This is a genomic window from Streptomyces sp. NPDC051940, assembly GCF_040680895.1.
Lineage (GTDB): Bacteria > Actinomycetota > Actinomycetes > Streptomycetales > Streptomycetaceae > Streptomyces.
Genome location: NZ_JBFAXR010000005.1, coordinates 1 through 18,673, shown reverse-complemented (window position 1 = coordinate 18,673; position 18,673 = coordinate 1). Strand labels below are relative to the sequence as shown.

The 18,673-nt window shown below is 73.5% G+C and carries 17 protein-coding genes and 1 riboswitch; of the genes, 8 read left to right on the top strand and 9 right to left on the bottom strand.

Features of this window, described 5'->3' with window-relative positions; genetic code table 11:
- The first annotated feature begins 19 nt into the window (after positions 1–19).
- Both AB0M28_RS03730 and AB0M28_RS03725 read left to right on the top strand, forming a co-directional pair.
- A complete protein-coding gene (locus AB0M28_RS03730) occupies positions 20–1,018 on the top strand; it encodes an aminoglycoside phosphotransferase family protein (RefSeq protein WP_365397149.1) in 999 nt (332 codons plus the stop codon).
- A gap of 71 nt (positions 1,019–1,089) precedes the next feature.
- Entirely contained in the window at positions 1,090–1,692 is a 603-nt protein-coding gene (locus AB0M28_RS03725) for a class I SAM-dependent methyltransferase (RefSeq protein ID WP_365397146.1), read from the top strand.
- 10 nt (positions 1,693–1,702) lie between these two features.
- Here AB0M28_RS03725 and AB0M28_RS03720 read toward each other — a convergent pair whose 3' ends face one another.
- Positions 1,703–2,317, bottom strand: coding sequence for a TetR/AcrR family transcriptional regulator (locus AB0M28_RS03720; RefSeq protein WP_365397143.1), 615 nt, complete (start codon positions 2,315–2,317; stop codon positions 1,703–1,705).
- 102 nt (positions 2,318–2,419) lie between these two features.
- Here AB0M28_RS03720 and AB0M28_RS03715 point away from each other — a divergent pair, with 102 nt between their 5' ends.
- On the top strand, positions 2,420–3,595 hold the full coding sequence (locus tag AB0M28_RS03715) for a thiolase family protein (protein WP_365397140.1): 1,176 nt from the start codon (positions 2,420–2,422) through the stop codon (positions 3,593–3,595).
- Positions 3,596–3,641: 46 nt separating this feature from the next.
- Here AB0M28_RS03715 and AB0M28_RS03710 read toward each other — a convergent pair whose 3' ends face one another.
- The 5 genes from AB0M28_RS03710 to AB0M28_RS03690 all read right to left on the bottom strand — a co-directional run bounded on the left by AB0M28_RS03710 (position 3,642) and on the right by AB0M28_RS03690 (position 10,638).
- Positions 3,642–4,274, bottom strand: coding sequence for a response regulator transcription factor (locus tag AB0M28_RS03710; protein WP_365397137.1), 633 nt, complete (start codon positions 4,272–4,274; stop codon positions 3,642–3,644).
- Between the two features lie 3 nt (positions 4,275–4,277).
- The gene (locus AB0M28_RS03705) at positions 4,278–5,516 is read right to left on the bottom strand and encodes a sensor histidine kinase (RefSeq protein ID WP_365397134.1); all 1,239 of its coding nucleotides are present in this window, start codon (positions 5,514–5,516) and stop codon (positions 4,278–4,280) included.
- A gap of 4 nt (positions 5,517–5,520) precedes the next feature.
- Positions 5,521–7,719 (bottom strand): MMPL family transporter, encoded by a 2,199-nt coding sequence (locus AB0M28_RS03700; RefSeq protein ID WP_365397131.1) that lies wholly within the window; start codon positions 7,717–7,719, stop codon positions 5,521–5,523.
- 113 nt (positions 7,720–7,832) lie between these two features.
- Positions 7,833–8,732, bottom strand: a complete 900-nt coding sequence (locus AB0M28_RS03695) for a 2-dehydropantoate 2-reductase (RefSeq protein ID WP_365397128.1) — start codon at positions 8,730–8,732, stop codon at positions 7,833–7,835.
- A gap of 79 nt (positions 8,733–8,811) precedes the next feature.
- Positions 8,812–10,638, bottom strand: coding sequence for a glycoside hydrolase family 3 N-terminal domain-containing protein (locus AB0M28_RS03690; protein ID WP_365397125.1), 1,827 nt, complete (start codon positions 10,636–10,638; stop codon positions 8,812–8,814).
- A gap of 389 nt (positions 10,639–11,027) precedes the next feature.
- A riboswitch (cyclic di-AMP (ydaO/yuaA leader) is annotated at positions 11,028–11,186 on the top strand.
- An 8-nt stretch (positions 11,187–11,194) separates the two neighbouring features.
- On the opposite strand from AB0M28_RS03690, the gene AB0M28_RS03685 reads away from it, so the two are divergent.
- The 3 genes from AB0M28_RS03685 (at position 11,195) to AB0M28_RS03675 (ending at position 14,004) form a co-directional block, all read left to right on the top strand.
- On the top strand, positions 11,195–11,980 hold the full coding sequence (locus AB0M28_RS03685) for a peptidoglycan DD-metalloendopeptidase family protein (RefSeq protein ID WP_365397122.1): 786 nt from the start codon (positions 11,195–11,197) through the stop codon (positions 11,978–11,980).
- Between the two features lie 131 nt (positions 11,981–12,111).
- Positions 12,112–12,690: a helix-turn-helix domain-containing protein gene (locus AB0M28_RS03680; RefSeq protein ID WP_365397119.1), complete on the top strand. Its 579-nt coding sequence runs from the start codon at positions 12,112–12,114 to the stop codon at positions 12,688–12,690.
- 12 nt (positions 12,691–12,702) lie between these two features.
- Positions 12,703–14,004, top strand: a complete 1,302-nt coding sequence (locus AB0M28_RS03675) for an MFS transporter (RefSeq protein WP_365397116.1) — start codon at positions 12,703–12,705, stop codon at positions 14,002–14,004.
- A 34-nt stretch (positions 14,005–14,038) separates the two neighbouring features.
- Here AB0M28_RS03675 and AB0M28_RS03670 read toward each other — a convergent pair whose 3' ends face one another.
- Together AB0M28_RS03670 and AB0M28_RS03665 are read right to left on the bottom strand one after the other, a co-directional pair.
- Entirely contained in the window at positions 14,039–14,668 is a 630-nt protein-coding gene (locus AB0M28_RS03670; RefSeq protein ID WP_365397113.1) for a TIGR03085 family metal-binding protein, read from the bottom strand.
- A 66-nt stretch (positions 14,669–14,734) separates the two neighbouring features.
- Positions 14,735–15,397: a hypothetical protein gene (locus AB0M28_RS03665; RefSeq protein ID WP_365397111.1), complete on the bottom strand. Its 663-nt coding sequence runs from the start codon at positions 15,395–15,397 to the stop codon at positions 14,735–14,737.
- A gap of 77 nt (positions 15,398–15,474) precedes the next feature.
- On the opposite strand from AB0M28_RS03665, the gene hisI reads away from it, so the two are divergent.
- Positions 15,475–15,861: a phosphoribosyl-AMP cyclohydrolase gene (hisI, locus tag AB0M28_RS03660; protein WP_365397110.1), complete on the top strand. Its 387-nt coding sequence runs from the start codon at positions 15,475–15,477 to the stop codon at positions 15,859–15,861.
- 49 nt (positions 15,862–15,910) lie between these two features.
- Positions 15,911–17,422, top strand: coding sequence for an anthranilate synthase component I (locus AB0M28_RS03655; RefSeq protein WP_365397107.1), 1,512 nt, complete (start codon positions 15,911–15,913; stop codon positions 17,420–17,422).
- 33 nt (positions 17,423–17,455) lie between these two features.
- On the opposite strand, the gene AB0M28_RS03650 is transcribed toward AB0M28_RS03655, so the two are convergent.
- Positions 17,456–18,409 (bottom strand): zinc metalloprotease, encoded by a 954-nt coding sequence (locus AB0M28_RS03650; protein ID WP_365397104.1) that lies wholly within the window; start codon positions 18,407–18,409, stop codon positions 17,456–17,458.
- Positions 18,410–18,673: the final 264 nt, after the last annotated feature.

Sequence of the window (18,673 nt, the reverse complement as noted above, 5' to 3'; positions counted from 1 at the left end):
CCCGTGCTGGGATGGCGCGATGCCGATCGAGACAACGGTGAGCGTGGACCGGGGCGACTACGAGGACACCGCGACGCCCTGGGACCAGGACCTGTGGCGGGCCGAGGCCCTCGCCTGGGTGGCGGGCGGACTGGCCGCGCACGGCCTGCGGGCGGACGGCGAACGGGCCGTGCGGCTGCGGCCGTGGTCGGTGCTGGTACGGGTGGCCGTCGCGGGCGGCGGCGCCGTGTGGTTCAAGGCGAACCCGCCGGCCTCCGCCTTCGAGGGGCCGCTCACGGCCGCCCTGGCCGCGTGGGTGCCGCAGTACGTACTGCGGCCGCTCGCCGTGGACGCGGTGCGGGGCTGGTCGCTGCTGCCCGACGGGGGCGACCTGTTCCGCACGGTGCTCGGAAGGGAGGGCCTCGGACTGGGCGCCTGGGAGGACCTCGTGTGCCAGTACGGGCGGATGCAGCGCGCGCTCACGCCGTACGCCGGGGAGATGGAGCAGCTGGGCGTGCCCAGTGCGCGCACCGCCGCGCTGCCGGAGGTCTTCGACCGGCTGGTCGCGGCGAACACCGCGCTGGACGCGGACCGGCGCGCGGCGCTCAAGGCCCTGCGCCCGCGCCTCGCCGACTGGTGCGCGGAGCTCGCGGACCTGGGAGTGGCCGACTCCCTCGACCACTCCGATCTGCACGACGGTCAGCTCTTCCGGCCCGCGCCCGGCCGCTACACCTTCTTCGACTGGGGCGACGCGGCCGTCAGCCACCCGTTCTGCAGCCTGATGGTGCCGGCCGCGCGGGCCCGCGAAGACCACGGCCCGGACGCCCTGTTCCGCCTCCGTGACGCCTATCTGGAGCCCTGGACGGGCCACGGCCGCACTCCGGCGGAGCTGCGGCGCGCCGTGAGCCTGGCATGGCGGCTGAGCGCGCTGGGGCGGGCCGACTCCTGGGGCCGGTTCTTCCCGGGTGCGTCCGGCGGGGCGGGGGAGGAGGCCCGGGCGCACTGGCTGATGCGGCTGGCCGACGAGCCGCCGCTGTGACCATGTGCCGGGCCGGGCACGGGAGTTGGTTCGGGGGGCCGGCGCGCGGGTGAGTCGGCATACTGCACCCCATGTCGATACGCGGCACTGACTCGTACTCCGCCCACCCCGACCTCCCGCCCCTGGTCCGCCGCGCCGTGGACGCCGCGCGGCGGCACGGCTTCGCGTACTCCTGCCGCGTCGAGCAGGGCCGGCTGCTGCACGCCCTGGCCGGCGGCGCCCGGCACCGGATCGCCGAGACCGGCACGGGCTGCGGTGTGGGGCTGGCCTGGCTGGCGAGCGGGGCGGGCCGGGGCGTCGAACTCCTCAGCGTGGAGCTGGACCCGGCCCGCGCGAAGGCCGCCGCGGAGGTCTTCGCCGACGTGCCGCACGTGCGCGTGCTGTGCGGCGACTGGACCGAGGTGTACGCGCACGGCCCGTACGACCTGCTGGTCCTCGACGGCGGCGGCAACGCGAAAGGCGGCGGCGCGGCGGACCCGGAGCGGCTGCTCACCCCGGGCGGCGCCCTGGTGGTCGACGACTTCACGCCGGGGTACGGCCAGTGGCCCCCGCTCCACGAGGGCGCGCCCGACACGGCCCGCCTGCACTGGCTGGAGCATCCGGCGCTGCGCTCGGTGGAGATCCCCCTGGCGGGGGACCTGAGCGCGGTGGTGGGGGTACGGCGGGGCGGCTGAGCCGCCGGGGTCACGCCGAGGCGCCCCGCCCCGCGCCCGCCCGCAGCGCGTCCAGCAGCAGCCGGAACTGGGCCAGGGCCGCCTCCTGCCGCCCGGCCGGCTCCGGCGCGTGCGCGATCGCCATGGCCGACTCGCACTGGGCCCCGTACAGCAGCGCCACCTGGGCCTCCAGCTCCGGCGCGGGCGGGGGCCCGTCGCCGTACGCCTGGACCAGGCCGCGCTCCGTCATCCGGCGGCAGTCGGCGCGGATCTCACGCATCAGCGGCCAGCCGAGCGCGCCCGGCGCGTCCAGCAGCGTGATGCGCTGCGTCCCCGGCTCGAGGGACAGGCCGAGGAAGGCGCGGACGCCCTCGTACATGCCGTCCCAGGGGTCGGGGCAGCGGTGGTGGGCGGCGGCGATCGCCTCGCGCAGGCGGTGCTGCTCGGCTTCGTAGACCGCCTGGAAGAGCGCCTGCTTGCCGCGGAAGTGGTGGTAGAGCGCGCCCTTCGTGATGCCCGCCTGCACGCAGATCGCGTCCACGGACGCCGCCGCGTAGCCGTCGCGGGCGAAGTGCGCGCGGGCTGCGCCGAGAAGGTCGTTCGTGGTGGCGGCGGTGCGTTCCTGCTGGGTTCTGCGGACGGCCATGGAGGCAGTGTAGGCGGCCCCGCACTGTACATACCTACCGTTGGTATGTAACTCTCGGGTAGGACGCTCCGTCCGTTCCGGACAGCCGCAGAGAGGTACGCCATGACCCTCACCAACGCCGTAGTCGTCGACGCCGTCCGCACCGCGTCCGGCAAGGGCAAGCCGGGCGGCGCCCTGTCCGGCGTGCACCCCGTGGACCTGCTGGCGGAGGTGCTGCGCGGGCTCGTCACCCGCAACGGACTGGACCCCGCCCTGGTCGACGACGTGATCACCGGCTGCGTCACCCAGGCGGGCAACCAGGCGTTCAACATCGGCCGCAACGCCGTCCTCGCCGCCGGCTTCCCCGAGTCCGTCCCCGCCACGACCGTCGACCGGCAGTGCGGCTCCAGCCAGCAGGCGGCGCACTTCGCGGCGCAGGGGGTGATGGCGGGCGCGTACGACATCGTCATCGCCGCCGGGGTCGAGTCGATGAGCCGGGTGCCGATGGGGACGGCGGCGGTCGGACAGGATCCGTTCGGGCCGCGGGTGGCGGCCCGCTACCCGGGCGGGCTGATCCCGCAGGGCCACTCCGCGGAGCTGATCGCGGCGCGCTGGGGGCTCGGCCGCCGGACGCTCGACGCCTTCGCGGAGCGGTCGCACCGGCTGGCGGCGAAGGCCGTGGCGGCGGGCGCGTTCGACCGCGACATCCTGCCCGTCGGCGGACACCGCACCGACGAGACGCTGCGCCCGGGGACGACGGTCGAGGCCCTCGCGGGACTCAAGCCGTCCTTCTACGACCCGGCCGTGGCCGAACGCTTCCCCGAGATCGACTGGCGTATCACGGCGGGCAATTCGTCGCCGCTGACGGACGGCGCGTCGGCCGTGCTCGTCATGAGCGAGGAGAAGGCGGCCGAGCTGGGCCTCACACCCCGGGCCCGCTTCCACTCCTTCGCCGTGACCGGCGACGATCCCGTGCTGATGCTGATGGGCATCGTGCCGGCGACGCGCAAGGTCCTCGCCCGGGCCGGGCTGACGATGGACGACCTCGACGCGTACGAGGTGAACGAGGCGTTCGCGCCGGTGCCGCTGGCGTGGGCGCGGGAGGTCGGCGCGGACGAGGAGCGGATGAACGCCCACGGCGGCGCCCTGGCCCTCGGCCACCCCCTGGGCGCCTCGGGCACCCGGCTGCTGGGGACGCTGCTGGGGGTGCTCGAGGCGCGGGGCGGGCGGTACGGACTGCAGGTGATGTGCGAGGCCGGCGGACTGGCCAACGCGATGGTGGTGGAGCGGCTGGGCTGACCTCGTCAGCACATGGGCCGCGACCCCGGGTCGCGGCCCACCCCGCTCAACGCGCCAGCAGCCCCCGCTCCAGCGCCACCACCACCGCGCGCGTCCGGTCGGAGACGTCGAGCTTCGCGAACACCCGCAGCAGATGCGTCTTCACGGTCGCCTCCCCGATGAACAGCCGCTGCCCGATCTCCGCGTTCGACAGCCCGTCCGCGACCCCGCGCAGGACGTCGAGTTCGCGCCGCGTGAGCACCGGCTCCGCCGGCCGCCGCATCCTGGCGACCAGCCGCTGCGCGACCCGCGGCGCCAGCACCGTCTCGCCGCGCGACGCGGAGCGGATCGCGTCGGCGAGCTGCTCACGGGTGGCGTCCTTCAGCAGGTAGCCGATCGCGCCCGCCTCCACCGCCCGCTCGATGTCGGTGTCCGTGTCGTACGTCGTGAGGATCAGCACCCGGGTGCGGGCCGGGCCCGCCACGATCCGCTCCGTGGCCGCCACGCCGTCCAGCACCGGCATCCGCAGATCGACCAGCGCCACATCCGGGTCCAGGTCCTCCACCAGCCGGACCGCCGCGCGGCCGTCGTCGGCCTCGCCGACGATCTCGATACCGTCCTCCGCGGCCAGCAGGGCCACGACCCCGGCGCGCATGACGGTGTGGTCGTCGACCACGACGACGCGGAGTTTGTCTGCCATCTGTCACACCTGACTGTCGTGGGTGGGGGCGCCGGATTCGAGTTCGCGCGCCGGGGGGACCGGCGCGGGGCCGCCGGGTCCGAGCGGCAGGACCGCGAGGACCCGGGTGCCGTCGCCGGGGGAGCTGGTGACCGTCAACTCGCCGCCCAGCTCCGCGAGACGCCGCCGCATGCCGTCCAGGCCGAAGCCCGGGGCGTCGCCGACCACGAAGCCCCGGCCGTCGTCGGTGACCTCCAGCTCCACGCCGTACGGCTGCTCGGCCAGGACGACGCCCACCGTGGACGCCGCCGCATGCTTGCGGACGTTGGCGAGGGACTCCTGGGCGCAGCGCAGGAGGGCGATCCGGGTGGGCTGGTCGCAGTCCACGTCCGGCAGGTCCGCCTCGACCGCCAGCCCCGTGTCCTGCGCGAAGCGCTCCACCGTGCGGCGGATCGCCTGCGCCACCGAGCCCGGCGCGATCTGGGGACCCGAACCGACCAGTGCCCGCGCCTCGGTGAGGTTCTCGCGCGCGGTCTGCTCGATGGAGCGCAGCTGCGCGGCGCTGCGGTCCGGATCCCCGGCGAGGCCCGCGCGGGCCGCCTCCGCCAGTACCACGATCGACGCGAAGCCCTGGGCGAGCGTGTCGTGGATCTCCCGGGCCATCCTGGCCCGCTCCCGGGCCGCGCCCTCCCGGCGCAGCGCCTCCGCCAGCTCCGCCTGCGTGCTGGCCAGCTGGGCACGCAACCGGGCCCGCTCGTCGCGCAGTTCGAGGGCCCGCGGGGTGAGCAGGGCGATCAGCACGCTCACGGCGTACACCCCGAGGGAGGAGATGGTGTTCTTGGTGAGCGTGTCCGTGTCCCAGCCCTCGCGCAGCACGCCGCCGGCCGTGATGGCGACGGCCCCGAGCGCGCTGGCGGTGAGCGCACCGCGCAGACTGTCGACGTAGATCACGAACTGCACCAGCGTGACCGTGTAGAGCACGCCGTACCCGTCCCGCAGATACGCCAGCGCGCCCAGCACCGGCACCAGCAGGGCCAGATACGCGTACCCGCCCAGCGGCCGTCTGCGGCCCCAGCGCCGTACCGCCGCGTTGGCGGCGGCGAGCACGGCCATCAGCGCGAGCGACCCGTACTTCTGCGGTCCCGGGGTGCCGCCCAGGACGGTGATCAGGGCCAGCAGGCCGATCACCGCCCAGGCCAGCAGATCCCAGGAGTGCAGCAGCCAGATCCAGAACGGGTCGCCGCGCTGAGGTCGTTGCAACATGTGATCAGCGTACGATCTGCGGTTCACGGACGACCGGAGCCTCATCGCGCGACACGGGGCGGGCGTTGCGCCCCGGCCACCAGGTCCGCTCGCCGAGCAGCAGCAGCAGAGCCGGCAGGAGCAGCACCCGGATGAGGAAGGCGTCCAGCAGGACCGCCACCGCCAGGCTGAAGCCGATCTGCTTCATCTCCATGATGTGCAGCGGTACGAAGCTGGCGAACACCGTCACCATCACGAACGCCGCACTGGTCACGACGCCCGCCGACGAGCCGATCCCGTCGAGCACCGCCTGCCGCGTGGGCACCCCGGAGCGGACGGCCTCCTGGATCCGGCTGACCACGAAGATCTGGTAGTCCATCGACAGGCCGAAGAGGATCACGAACAGGAACAGCGGCACCCGCGAGCCGATCGAGCCGGTGGAGGTGAAGTCCAGCAGCCCCTCGGCCCATTCGTGCTGGAACACCGCCACCAGCACACCCAGGGACGCGGCGGCGGAGAGGAGGTTCAGTACGACGCCGACACCCGCGAGGACCACGGAGCGGAACGCCCACACCGTCATCCCGAACGTGACCAGCAGCAGGGTGGCGACGACCAGCGGCAGCTTTTCCTTCTGGTGCTCCGGGTAGTCCGCGTACCGGGCGACGTCTCCGGTGACGGCGGCGTCCGCGCCCGCCACCCCGCCGACCGTGGCGGGGACGTAGTCGTCGCGCAGCCGGTCCAGGGAGTCCGTGGCCGCCTTGTCGCTGCCGTAGTGCGGGACGCGCAGCTCCAGCAGGCTGATCCGGCCGTCGGGGGAGGTGCGCAGCTCGGGCGTGCCGGTGATCGCCGGGTCGTCGGCGGCCCGTTCGGCCAGCTCCTGAAGGGCGGCGCGGACCTGCGGCGCGCGGTCGGGGGTGGAGCGGACGACGACCTGGTGCATCGACTTCAGTTCCGGGAACGCCGCGTTGAGCCGGTCGTACGTCTGCATCGCCGGGATGGCGCGGGGGTGCGTCTCGCGGCCCATGTCGGTGAGCTTCAGCCCCAGCAGCGGCGCGGCCAGCGCCAGCAGCACGGCGGTCGCGAGCGCCAGCGTCGCGGCGGGGCGGCGGCGGGTGGCCTCGAGCACCGCGCGGGTCAGGCGGCCGGGGCCGGCGGCGTGCGGCCTGTTACGGGACGAGCCCGCGGCCTGCGGCTTGTTACGGGCCGCCCGCCGCCGCTCACGGCGCTCCGCACGGGCGCCGAGCTTCGCGAGCAGCGCCGGGAGCACGGTCAGCGAGCTCACCACGGCGACCATGGTGACCAGCACCGCGGCCGTCGCGATGGACGAGAAGATCACGTCGTCCACCAGATAGAGCGTGGCGCTGGAGGCCGCGACCGCCACCCCGGAGACCACGACCGCACGCCCGGAGGTCGCGGCGGCCAGCTCCACTCGCATACGGGCGTCCAGCCGGCCGTTCGCCCGCTCCTCCCGCTCGCGTTTGAGGTAGAAGAGCGTGTAGTCGACGCCGACCGCCAGGCCCACCAGCAGGATGATGTTGGCGCCCACCCCGGCGTCGGGGAAGACGTGCGAGGCGACCATCGACAGGCCGATGCTCGCGGCGATCGACGACAGCGCGAGCAGCAGCGGCACCAGTGCCATCGACGCCGAACGGAAGACGACCAGCAGCGTGAGCAGCGTGACCGGCAGCGCGATCATCTCCGTCCGGGAGAGGTCCTCGCCGCGCAGCTTCTCCACGCCCTTGCTGACGGACGGTCCGCCGGTCTCCTCGACCCGCAGCCCCGGATACGCCTGCTGCACCTCGGCCGTCTGCGCCCGCAGCGGCTCCACGTGCTTCTTGCCGTCGAGTTCGGCGCCCTTCAGGACCACGGTGACCCGTACGGCCCCCTCGGCCTCGACGGGCGAGGCGACCGACCGTACCTCGGGCAGCCGCTCCATCCGGGCGGCCACGTCCCGCGCGGCGGCCTGCGCCTCGGTACGGTCCAGGGCGCCGTCCGGATCGGTGATCAGGACGTGCTCGGTCGGCCGCTGCTGCAGGCCGCCGTCCAGGGCCATCGACTCCGCGCGGCCGGCCTCGCCGACGCCGAAGTCCTTCCCGGTGGCGGGATTCCCGCCGACGGCGGCCCCGACGCCGAGGCACAGGGCCACGAACAGGAACCAGCCGGCGATCGCCCGCCAGGGGTGGTGCGCGCTCCAGCGCGCCATCTGAACAGTGGGGTTCGTCATGGCATTCATGCTGGTCGCAGGGGTGTGTCCGGCGACAGCACCGGCCAGTTGAACCCGTCTCCAGCGGCCGGTTGAACCCGGGGTCCACCGGTCGGTGGACCCCGGGCGGCGGATCAGCCCGCCGCGATCTCCGCCACCAGCCGCGCCGCCGTCGGCGTCGCGACCCCGCCGCGCTCGGCCGCGCGCAGCAGGGCGCCGCCGATCGCGTCCAGCTCCAGCGGGCGGCCCGCCTCCGCGTCGCGCAGCATCGACGACTTGGTCGGCTCCGGGAACGAGTCGTACAGCGCGCGCACCCGGTCCGCGTCCACGGTGACGCCGAGGGACGCCGCCACCGCCGTCGTCTCCGCGAGCAGCGCCAGCAGGTCCGCCCGGTGCTCGGTGCGTACGACGCCGACCGGGGCCCGGTAGCGCGTGGTGGACAGGGCCATGGGGGCGAGGAACGCCATCTTCGTCCACAGGATGCGCTGTTCGTCGCCGGGCCCGGACACGCCCGGCCCCGCGTCCCGCAGCACCGCTGCCAGCGCCTCCACCCGCTTCGCCGGAGCGGTGTCGCTCGCCAGGTCCACGTCCGCGAACGGCGAGCCCTGCTCGATCACGCCGGGCGCCGTCCGCGTCGACTCCACCCGGATCGCCCCGGCCACGACCTGCCCGGGCGAGTAGTGCGAGCGCAGGAGCGGCATATGGTCGACGCCGTTCAGCAGCGGCAGCACCAGACCGTCCCCGAGCGCCGCGGGCGGCACCCGGTCCAGGGCCTGCGGCATCGCGGTCGCCTTCACGGCGATGACGCATGCGTCGACCGGCTCACGCAGCTGGGTATCGGCCTCGACCGGGACGGAGAAGTCGCCGAACTGCCCGCTGCGGACGGAGATCCCGCCCTCCCGCAGCGTCCGCGCGGTCTCCTCGCCGGCCAGGCACACGACACGGTGCCCGGCCCGCGCGAGCAGGGCGGCCAGCAGACCGCCCACGCCGCCGGGGCCGAGCACCGCTATGGTCCAGGGAGTTTCGTTGCTCATGACATCGAGTCAATCACGGAAACCCGCCCGCTCGCGGGGCCGGTCAGCACGACCGGCCCCGCGAGCGTCCCTCGTACCGTCAGAACTCCAGCCCGTGCCCGATCCCGTACAGGTCCGTGCCCGGGTTCGCCAGGTCGGGGATCGCCACCGGCAGCCGGCCGCTCGGGTTCAGCTCGCCGAGGATGACCTGGACGCCGCAGTCGATGTTGGTGACGTTGTACCCGAGCGTCGTGAGGTACAGCGGCGCGCCCGGGTAGCGGTTGATGTCGTACGGGTTGCGCACGCCGATCACCACGACCTGCTTGCCCGTCGCCAGCAGCGCGTTGACGAGCGCCACCTGGGCGGCGCCCTTGTCGCCGGTGGCGGTGTTGGCGATGGCGAGGAACGACGACACCACGACCAGGTCCGCGCCGGCGGCCGCCGCAACGGCCCCGGAGATCGCGGTCGCCGACGGCATTCCCCCGGTCTCGCGCACCGTCACCGTGTGCCCGCGGGAGGTGAAGGAGTTGCCGATCCGGGCCGTCTGCGTCGGCCCCCAGCCGGTCACCAGCACCTTGCGGGCTCCCGGTGCCAGCGGCAGCGCGCCGCCCTCGTTCTTGATCAGGGTCGTGGAGCGGCTGGTGATCTCCCGGGCGTCGGCCAGGAACTCCGCGTTGCCCACGACCTGTACGGCCCGCTTCTGGCTGACGAAGACGTCGTCGTACAGGCCGCGCTGCAGCTTGTGCGTGAGCACCCGGACGACGGACTCCTCCACCCGCGACATCGGGATGTCGCCCGAGTTCACGGCGGCCAGCACCGCACCGTGCGCCAGGTCCATGTTGGGGGAGAGGACCAGCACGTCCGCGCCGGCCTTGAGGGCCGTCACCGCGGCCACGTCCGGCGGGTAGGTGCCGCTGGCGCCCTGCATGTCGAGGGCGTCCGTGACGACGAGCCCCTCGAAGCCCAGTTCGTCGCGGAGCAGCCCGGTCAGGATCGGGTGCGACATGGTCGCCGGCGCGCCGCTCGCGTCCAGTGAGGGCACGACGACGTGTGCCGTCATGATGGTCTCGATCCCGGCCTCGATCGCCGCCCGGAACGGCGGCAGGTCGATCGTGTCCATCTGCTCGCGGGTGTGCGGGATCCGCGGCAGCCCGAAGTGGCTGTCGGTGTCGGTGTCGCCGTGCCCGGGGAAGTGCTTGGCGGTGGCCGCCACCCCGCCCCGGTGCAGACCGCGCACGGCGGCCGTGACGTACTGGGCGACGACCTCGGGCTGGGCGCCGAAGGAGCGGATGCCGATGACCGGGTTGGCGGGGTTGACGTTGACGTCCGCCACCGGGCCGTAGTTGGCGTTGATGCCGACCGACTTCAGCTCCTCGCCGATGATCTGGTACGAGCGGAAGGCGTCGCCCGGTGACCAGGTGGCGCCCAGCGCCATGTTGCCGGGCTGCTCCGTCGTGGGCGGCGTGGGCATCCGGAAGACGAGGCCGCCCTCCTGGTCGGTGGAGATGTTCAGCGGGGTGCCGTTCGGCAGGCCCAGCGCCACCTCCTGCAGACCGTTGGAGAGCCGGGCGATCTGCGCCGGGTCGCCGAGGTTGTCGTCGGAGCGGGCCGAGAAGTAGATGACGCCGCCCGGCTGGTACTTGCGGACCACCTCGGCCGGGGTGTCGACGCCGTAGCGGCCGCGGTTGACCGCCTTGGCCGCGTCCGTCACGTCGTACGCGTCCCGGCCGGCCACCTCCACCACGAACAGCTGGCCGATCTTCTGCTCGAGGGTCATCCGGCGGGCCAGCGCGCGGGCCTTGTCCCGCAGGGACGCGGCGGACGCGGCGGGCAGTTTCGCTGCACCCAGGGCCACGGCTGCTCCGGCCATGCCGGCCAGAGCCTGCCGGCGCGAGGCCTTCCAGGAACGTGCGGACGGTGGTGTCATCTGTCTTGCTCCTTAGCGCGTGCGGAAACAGTCAGCGCCCGGGCCGGACGCTGGGCCAAGCGAGCGGCCGGTGCGGGTCTGCTCCCCCGGGAGGCCGCCAAGGAGACTTCGGGCGCGGATTCTTCTGGCATTCCAAGTCGATGTCAATACTTTGGTGACAAATAGGATCTTGTCTCAGCGGGGCGGGGAATTCACCGGCAACCTGCCGGGTTCGCCGGTGAATTAAAAGGTCAGCTGGTCTGATGAGCTTGAATTCCGATCCGTGATCGCCCTAGCGTTGCGGACGTTCGAGACGCGAACACCGCATCGCCGGACCGCCGAATCCCGCCCCCGGCGACCTTGCGGGACGAAACCGGGCCGCCTCGTCGGCCACCGGGCGGGAGCGGGGGACTGGGGGCACCCCCTGCTCGAAGAGCTTGGGGGAGGGTCCGTCCAACGGGCTCTTGCCGCTGCGTCCAAGCGGCTTGGGGTGAAGCCGCGCGAGCGCGGCCGGGGCGAACTCCGACCCGAACCCGACAGCTCACCTCGCAGGCGTCCGGAGAGGAGAACACCTTTGATGCCGTCGTCCCCCGCGACGCCCTCCGCCAACGCCGGCCGTCACCGCGGCCGCCGCGCCCCGAGTGCCACGCGCCGCATCGCCACCCGAGCCTCCGCCGCCGGGGCCACGCTCGCCCTGCCGGTCATCGGGGCCACCGCCACCTCCGCGTTCGCGGAGGAGTCGACGTACACCGTCCAGTCCGGCGACACGCTCTCCACCATCGCGATGGAGCAGGACGTGGAGGGCGGCTGGACCGCCCTGTACGAGGCCAACAAGTCCGTCATCGGCGACGACCCGAACCTGATCAGCCCCGGTGAGGAGCTCACGCTCGACACCGCCTCGGCGGACTCCGGGACCTCCACCCAGACCACGACCACCACACAGGTCTCCACCGAGCCCTCCGCCGTCATGCCGGTCAGCGGCGGCACCCCCACCGCCGGCTACGAGGCGTCCGGCTCCAACTGGTCCACCGGCGTCCACACCGGCCAGGACTGGTCGGTGCCGGTGGGCACGACCGTCAAGGCCGCCGTCGACGGCAAGGTCGTCAAGGCCGGCTGGGACGGCTCGTTCGGCTACGAGGTGATGATCGAGCACGCCGACGGCGACTACTCGATGTACGCCCACCTCTCCCAGATAGACGTCTCCGTCGGGCAGACCGTCGACGCGGGCGACCGGATAGCCCTGTCGGGCGCCACCGGCAACGTCACCGGCCCGCACCTGCACTTCGAGGTGCGGACGACCCCGGAGTGGGGCACGGCGATCGACCCGGTCGCCTGGCTGCGCGGGTACGGGGTGGACGTCTAGGCGGCGTACGCCACCCGAACACGGGGAGGCCCGGGGCGCAATGGCCCCGGGCCTCGCCGTTGCACTGATGCAAAAGATTTGTTGCGCAAAAACTATTGCGCAGTTTTTCTTTTGTATCTACGGTGAAGGGCATGGCAGCCAAGAAGATCACCGACGTAGCGGCGCTCAAGGCGTTCGGCCATCCGCTGCGCATCCGGCTCGACCGGGCGCTGGTCGCGGCCGGCACGGCCACCGCCACCCAGCTCGCGGAGCAGGTCGACGAGCCCGTCTCGCTGGTCAGTTACCACCTGCGCAAGCTCGCCGAGTACGGCTACATCGAGGAGGCGCCGCGGCAGGGCGCCGACGGCCGCGAGCGGTGGTGGCGGCACAGCGCGGACCGCTACGACATGCACTGGGCGGACTTCGCGGACGACCCGGAGGGCGTCGCCGCCTACATCGGCACCAGCCACCAGGTGGCCTCCGCCCGTATGCAGAACCTGATGCGGTACATCGGCGAGCAGCCGGCCTGGCCCCGCGAGTGGGCCACCGCCGCCTTCGGTACGGGCCGCATCTTCCGGCTGACACCCGCCGAGCTGCAGGAGATGGCCGACGAGGCGGCCGAGTTCGCCGAGCGCTGGGCCGCCCGCAGCCGCGCGGCGGACGAAGCCGGTGCGACCGAGGGCCGCGAGCACGTCGAACTGCAGATGTACGGCTACCCGTTCCGGCCCTGAGGGGGATCACCCATGCACGGCAAGGACATACCCGCCTACCGGGACGCCAACGTGCTGCGGTGGCTGGCGTCGTACGCCGTCTCGCTCATCGGCGACACCGTCTGCATGGTCGCCTACGGATTCGCGGCGAAGGAGGTGGGCGGGCCGGCCGAAGTGGGCCTGGTGATGGCGGCCGGGGCCGTGCCGCGCGCGCTGCTGATGCTCGGCGGGGGCGTCGTCGCGGACCGGTTCGGGCCGCGGCGCGTGGTGATCGGCAGCGACGCCGTACGGGCCGCGGTGGTGCTCGGCGTCGCCGCGGCGCTGTGGCTGACCTCGCCGGGGCTGTGGCTGCTGGTGGCCGGCGCGGTCGTGTTCGGCGTCGTGGACGCCCTGTTCATGCCGGCGGTGGGCGCACTGCCACCGCGCCTGGCCGCGCCGGACCAGATAGCCCGGATCCAGGGGCTGCGGGTGCTCGTCATCCGGCTGGGTTACGTCGTCGGGCCGCCGCTGGGCGGGATGGCGATGGTGCACGGCGGGGCGTCCGCGGCGATGGCCGTCGCCGGGGTGCTGTTCGCGCTGTCCGTGCCGCTGCTGACGTCCCTGCGGATACGGGAGCTGCCGGCGGACGACGCCGGGCCGGCGGGTACCGGGAGCGCTTGGGGCGAACTCGTCGACGGGCTGCGCTACATACGCCGGCACCGGGTCATCGGCCCGCTGATGATCTCCGGCGCGATGAGCGAACTGGGGACCAACGGCCTGCTCAGCGTCGGCCTGATCCTGCTCAACGACGACCGGGGCTGGGGGCCGTCCGGCTACGGCTGGATCGTGGGCGCGTTCGGTCTCGGACAGGCCGTGTGCGCCGCCCTGCTGGCGGTGAAGGGGCGCGTGCCGCGCGCCGGGCTCGTACAGAACGTGATGCTGGTGCTGTCCTCGGCGTCCGTGGCCGCCGTCGCCTTCATGCCCTCGCTGCCCGCGGCCGCCGGGATGTCCCTGGCGTCCGGGCTGCTCTGCGGGATGTGCGGCGGGCTGGCCATCGCGCTGATCCAGACCGCCGCCGAGCCCGCGTACCTCGGCCGGGTCACCTCGGCGATGAGCCTCACGGGGGTCGGGCTGGCCCCGCTCAGCCTGCCGGTGTTCGGCGCCGCCGTGGGGGTGTGGGGGGTCGGGCCGGTGTTCGTCGCGGGGGCGGTGTTCAGCGCGCTGGGCGCGATGGCGGGGCTGTCGTCGGCGTCGGTGCGGCGCGCCGAACTGCCGCGCCCGGCACAGGTGAAGGGCGGGCGGGGGGCCGGTGCGCCGCTGGTGGCCGCGGGCCGGGCGGGTGGCGGGGCGTCGTAGGCGATCGGTCGGGCGCGGGGCGGGGCGTGAGCCGTCAGACGCCCAGTGAGGCCGCGTAGAGCTTCGCCACCGCGTCCTTGTCGCCCTCCGCCTCCACCTGGGCCGCGTGCTGCCGCCCGTACGCGAACAGCACCAGCTCGGCCGGCTCGCCCGTCACCGTCACCACGGGGGTGCCGCGGTGGGCCACCGCCGTCTGCCCGTCCGGGCGGCGCAGCACCAGCCCCACCGGCGACCGGCGGCCCATCAGCCGGGCGCCGCGCTCCAGGCGCTTCCACAGCGCCTCCGACAGCACCGGGTCGACGTCCCGCGGCGCGGAGTCCGGCTGGGCGCGGCGGATGTCCTCGGAGTGGACGAAGAACTCCACGGTGTTCGACGCCTCGTCGAGCTGCTTCAGCGCGAACGGCGAGAAACGGGGCGGGCCGGTGCGGATGAGCTGGAGCAACTCCTCGTACGGCTTGGCCGCGTACTCCTGCTGCACCCTCTCCAGCCGCGGGGCCAGCGCCTTGACCAGTATCCCCGCCGCCTCGCCGCGCCGCTCGCGGACGACCACGTGGGCGGCCAGGTCCCGGGTCGTCCAGCCCTCGCAGAGGGTCGGGGCGTCGGGCCCCGCGGCTTCCAGCAGTTCGGCCAGCAACAGGCGTTCGCGCTTCGCGTGAGTGGTCATGCGGCCAGCGTACGGGCTCCGCGCATGGGTCAGGGGGTGCCGCCGTGGTGAGCGGTGCGCTTCTTGTCAGCGGGCCGTGCCGAGCGGAGCGGTGAGCTTCTCCGCTCCCGGTTCGGTGCCCAGGGTCAGGGCGCAGGAGACGGTGTCCTGGTTCTGGTAGCGGTAGGCGTCGAGGTCCGGGTACAGGGCGTAGAAGTAGTAGTACGTGCCGTCCGGCGGCACGGTCCGGATCCGCCTGTCCGCGTCGGCCTTGCACAGCCGCATCACCCGGTCCCGCAGTTCGCGCCGGGTGGCGAACTCCGCGGTGAGGGTGTGGTTGGCGATGACCTCGCCGTCGTGCGGCGCGTCGCACGGGCGCTCCTCCACCTCGGCGACGGTCTTGTCGAGCAGCGGGTGGTCGAAGCAGGCACCGGGGGAGAGGACCACGTGCGCGAAGCCGGTGGAGGCGGCCCGCCGGGCGGTCGCCGCGGACCCCTCCGCGGTGCGTACGGGCGCCGACGGCGCGGCGGCGGAGCGGTCGTCGGCCGCCGCGTCGCCCGGGCCGGAGTCCTTCAGCAGGCCGACGCTTAGCGCTATGGCCGCGAGCAGCAGCACGCCGACGGCCGAGGCGGCGGCGATCCGCGCCCCGGGGCCGCCCTCCCGTACGGGAGGAAACGGTCCGCCTGATCCGGGGCGCTCCTCGGGGGCCGGTTGCGGAGGGTGAGGTTCGCTGGACGGTGGGTGAGGCATGGCCGAAGCATGCCCCAACGGGCGGGTGGTGTTTCCGGGGTTTCCGGGTATCGCTCTTTCGTTGGCAGAATGTGCGTATGTCCAGCGCCCAGCCTTCGCCCTCCTCCGCGCCCCCGACCTCCTCCGCCCTCGACCCGGCCGTCGCCGCGCGCCTGAAGCGCACAGCGGACGGGCTCGTCGCGGCCGTCGCCCAGCAGTACGACACCGGCGAGGTGCTGATGATGGCCTGGATGGACGACGAGGCCCTGCACCGCACGCTCACCACGGGCCGGGCGACGTACTGGAGCCGCTCCCGCGGCGAGTACTGGGTCAAGGGCGACACCTCGGGGCACGTGCAGCACGTCAAGTCCGTCGCGCTGGACTGCGACGGCGACACGGTGCTCGTGAAGGTCGACCAGGTCGGGGCGGCCTGCCACACGGGCACGCGGACGTGCTTCGACTCGCGCGAGCTGGCGCTGGGCTGACGCTGCCGGCGTGGCGGGCGGCCGTCGGGAGGCCCGCTAAAGTCGGGCCATGACGACTCCCGACCTCGAGACGTTCCGGACGCTTGCCAAGGACCGGCGGGTCATTCCCGTCGTACGGCGGCTGCTCGCCGACGGGGACACGCCCGTGGGGCTGTACCGGAAGCTCGCCGCCGAGCGCGCGGGGACGTTCCTCCTGGAGTCGGCCGAGAACGGACGCACCTGGTCCCGCTACTCCTTCGTCGGCGTGCGCAGCGCCGCCACGCTCACCGTGCGGGACGGCCGGGCGCACTGGCTGGGCACCCCGCCGGTCGGCGTCCCCGTGGACGGGGATCCGCTCGAGGCACTGCGCGCCACGGTGGGCGCCCTGCACACGCCGCGCGACCTGCACCACAAGGACGCCGGACTGCCGCCCTTCACCGGCGGTATGACGGGCTACCTCGGCTACGACATCGTCCGCCGGCTGGAGCGCGTCGGCGACAGCGCCGCCGACGACCTGCGCCTGCCCGAGCTGACCATGCTGCTCACCTCCGACCTCGCCGTCCTCGACCACTGGGACGGCAGCGTCCTGCTCATCGCCAACGCCATCAACCACAACGACCTCGACACCGGCGTCGACGAGGCGTACGCGGACGCCGTCGCCCGCCTCGACGCGATGGAGGCGGACCTGGCCCGCCCGGTCGCGGCCGGCGCGGTCCCGCTGCCGCCGTCCGAACTCCCCGAGTACAAGGCGCTGTGGGGCGGCCCCGACTACCAGGACGCGGTCGAGGACATCAAGGAGCGCATCCGCGCCGGGGAGGCGTTCCAGGTCGTACCGTCGCAGCGCTTCGAGACGCCGTGCTCGGCGAGCGCGCTGGACGTCTACCGCGTCCTGCGGGCGACGAACCCGTCTCCGTACATGTACCTCTTCCGCTTTGAGGACTTCGACGTCGTCGGCTCCAGCCCCGAGGCCCTGGTCAAGGTCGAGGACGGGCACGCGATGGTGCACCCGATCGCCGGTACGCGCCCGCGCGGGGCGACGCCGCAGCAGGACGCGGCGCTGGCGGAGGAGCTCATCCGGGACGAGAAGGAGCGGGCCGAGCACCTGATGCTCGTGGACCTCGGCCGCAACGACCTGGGTCGCGTCTGCGAGCCCGGCTCGGTCGAGGTCGTCGACTTCATGTCGATCGAGCGCTACAGCCACGTGATGCACATCGTCTCGACGGTCACCGGCACGGTCCGCTCCGACCGCACCGCGTTCGACGTCCTCACCGCCTGCTTCCCGGCCGGCACGCTCTCCGGCGCGCCGAAGCCGCGCGCGATGCAGATCATCGAGGAACTGGAGCCCACGCGGCGTGGCCTGTACGGCGGTTGCGTCGGCTATCTCGACTTCGCGGGCGACGCGGACACCGCGATCGCGATCCGCACCGCGCTGCTGCGCGACGGCACGGCGTACGTCCAGGCCGGGGCCGGAGTCGTCGCCGACTCCGACCCCGCCGCGGAGGACGCGGAGTGCCGCAACAAGGCGGCGGCGGTGCTGCGGGCGGTCAACACGGCCAACCGGTTGTCGGACTACCCGGGTTGAGCGGTTGGTCCGGTCCGTTGGGCGGGTTTCCTGTTACGCCCGGTACGCCAGCCAGCTGTCCTGCATGCGCTGCACCTGGCCCGCGGTGAACTGGTACATGCACGAGTCGTACGTGTAGTCCATGAAGTTGTGGATGGGGTCCACGCCCGCCTGCCTCACGCAGGAGTCGCGCCCGGTCGGGCACTGGTACGCGGGGCTCTTCTCGGCCGGGGTGTCGGCCACGTAGTCGCCGTTGCCGTTACAGCCGCCCTGGAAGGTGTGGTAGAGGCCCAGCCAGTGGCCGACCTCGTGGGTGGCGGTGTCGCCCTCGTCGTAGTTCGTGGCCGAGCCGCCGGGCAGCGACTCGTCGAGGATGACGACGCCGTCGTTGCTCGGGTTGGAGGCGTACGAGCTGGGGAAGGTCGCCCAGCCGAGCAGGCCGCCGCCGAGGTTGGCGGTGTAGACGTTGAGCGCGTTCGCTCCGCCCTGGCGCAGCGCCGCCTTCATCTGCTTCTCGGCCGTGGAGCCGGAGGCGAGGTTGTACCAGGAGGCGTTGTCGGTGTAGTCGGTGCCGGCGAGGGAGAACTGGAAGCCGGAGTCGACGTTGCCGGTGCCCTGGCCGGCGTAGGCGGCGTTCAGCACGGACATCTGGGCGTTGACGGCGGACGAGGAGAGGTTGCCGTTCGCGCCGTCGTGGATGACATGGAAGTAGACGGGGATGGTGGTGGCGGCGAGGGTGCCGCCGCCGCCCTGGCGCCGCAGGTCGGCGAGCCGCTTCGCCAGGTCCTTGTCCAGGGCGGCGGCCTTGGCCTCGGTGACCTCGTTGGGCTCGTGGGCGTCGGCGCCCGAGGCCTTGCGGGCGAGCGGGGCGGTGTCGACGCAGTCGGTCGCGTCCGTGGTGGTGGCGTGGGCGGCGTTCGCGCCGCCGGGTGCGCTGAGCGGGGCCAGGGCCAGGGTGGCGGCCAGGGCTGCCGCGCCGATCAGGCGCTTGCGCAGGAGGGGGGTCATTCGGGCGAGAGTGCGCATGGGTCTCCTCGCGGGAACGGGGGCGCGGCGGGGGTTCCTCGCCGCGCGCTCCGGATATTACGGGTACATGTCACCTCCGGTGAATGGGACAAAGTGGTAACTCGGGGACGGGTGGCGTTTGTTGGCGGTCGCGGGGTGGGCGGTTGCCGGCCCGGGGCCGGCGCCGCCCGCGCCTTCGGCGCGGGGTTGCCCCCACCCACACACCACCCGTTGCGGTGTGTCTTGCCTGACGCCGGCGCCTGGGAC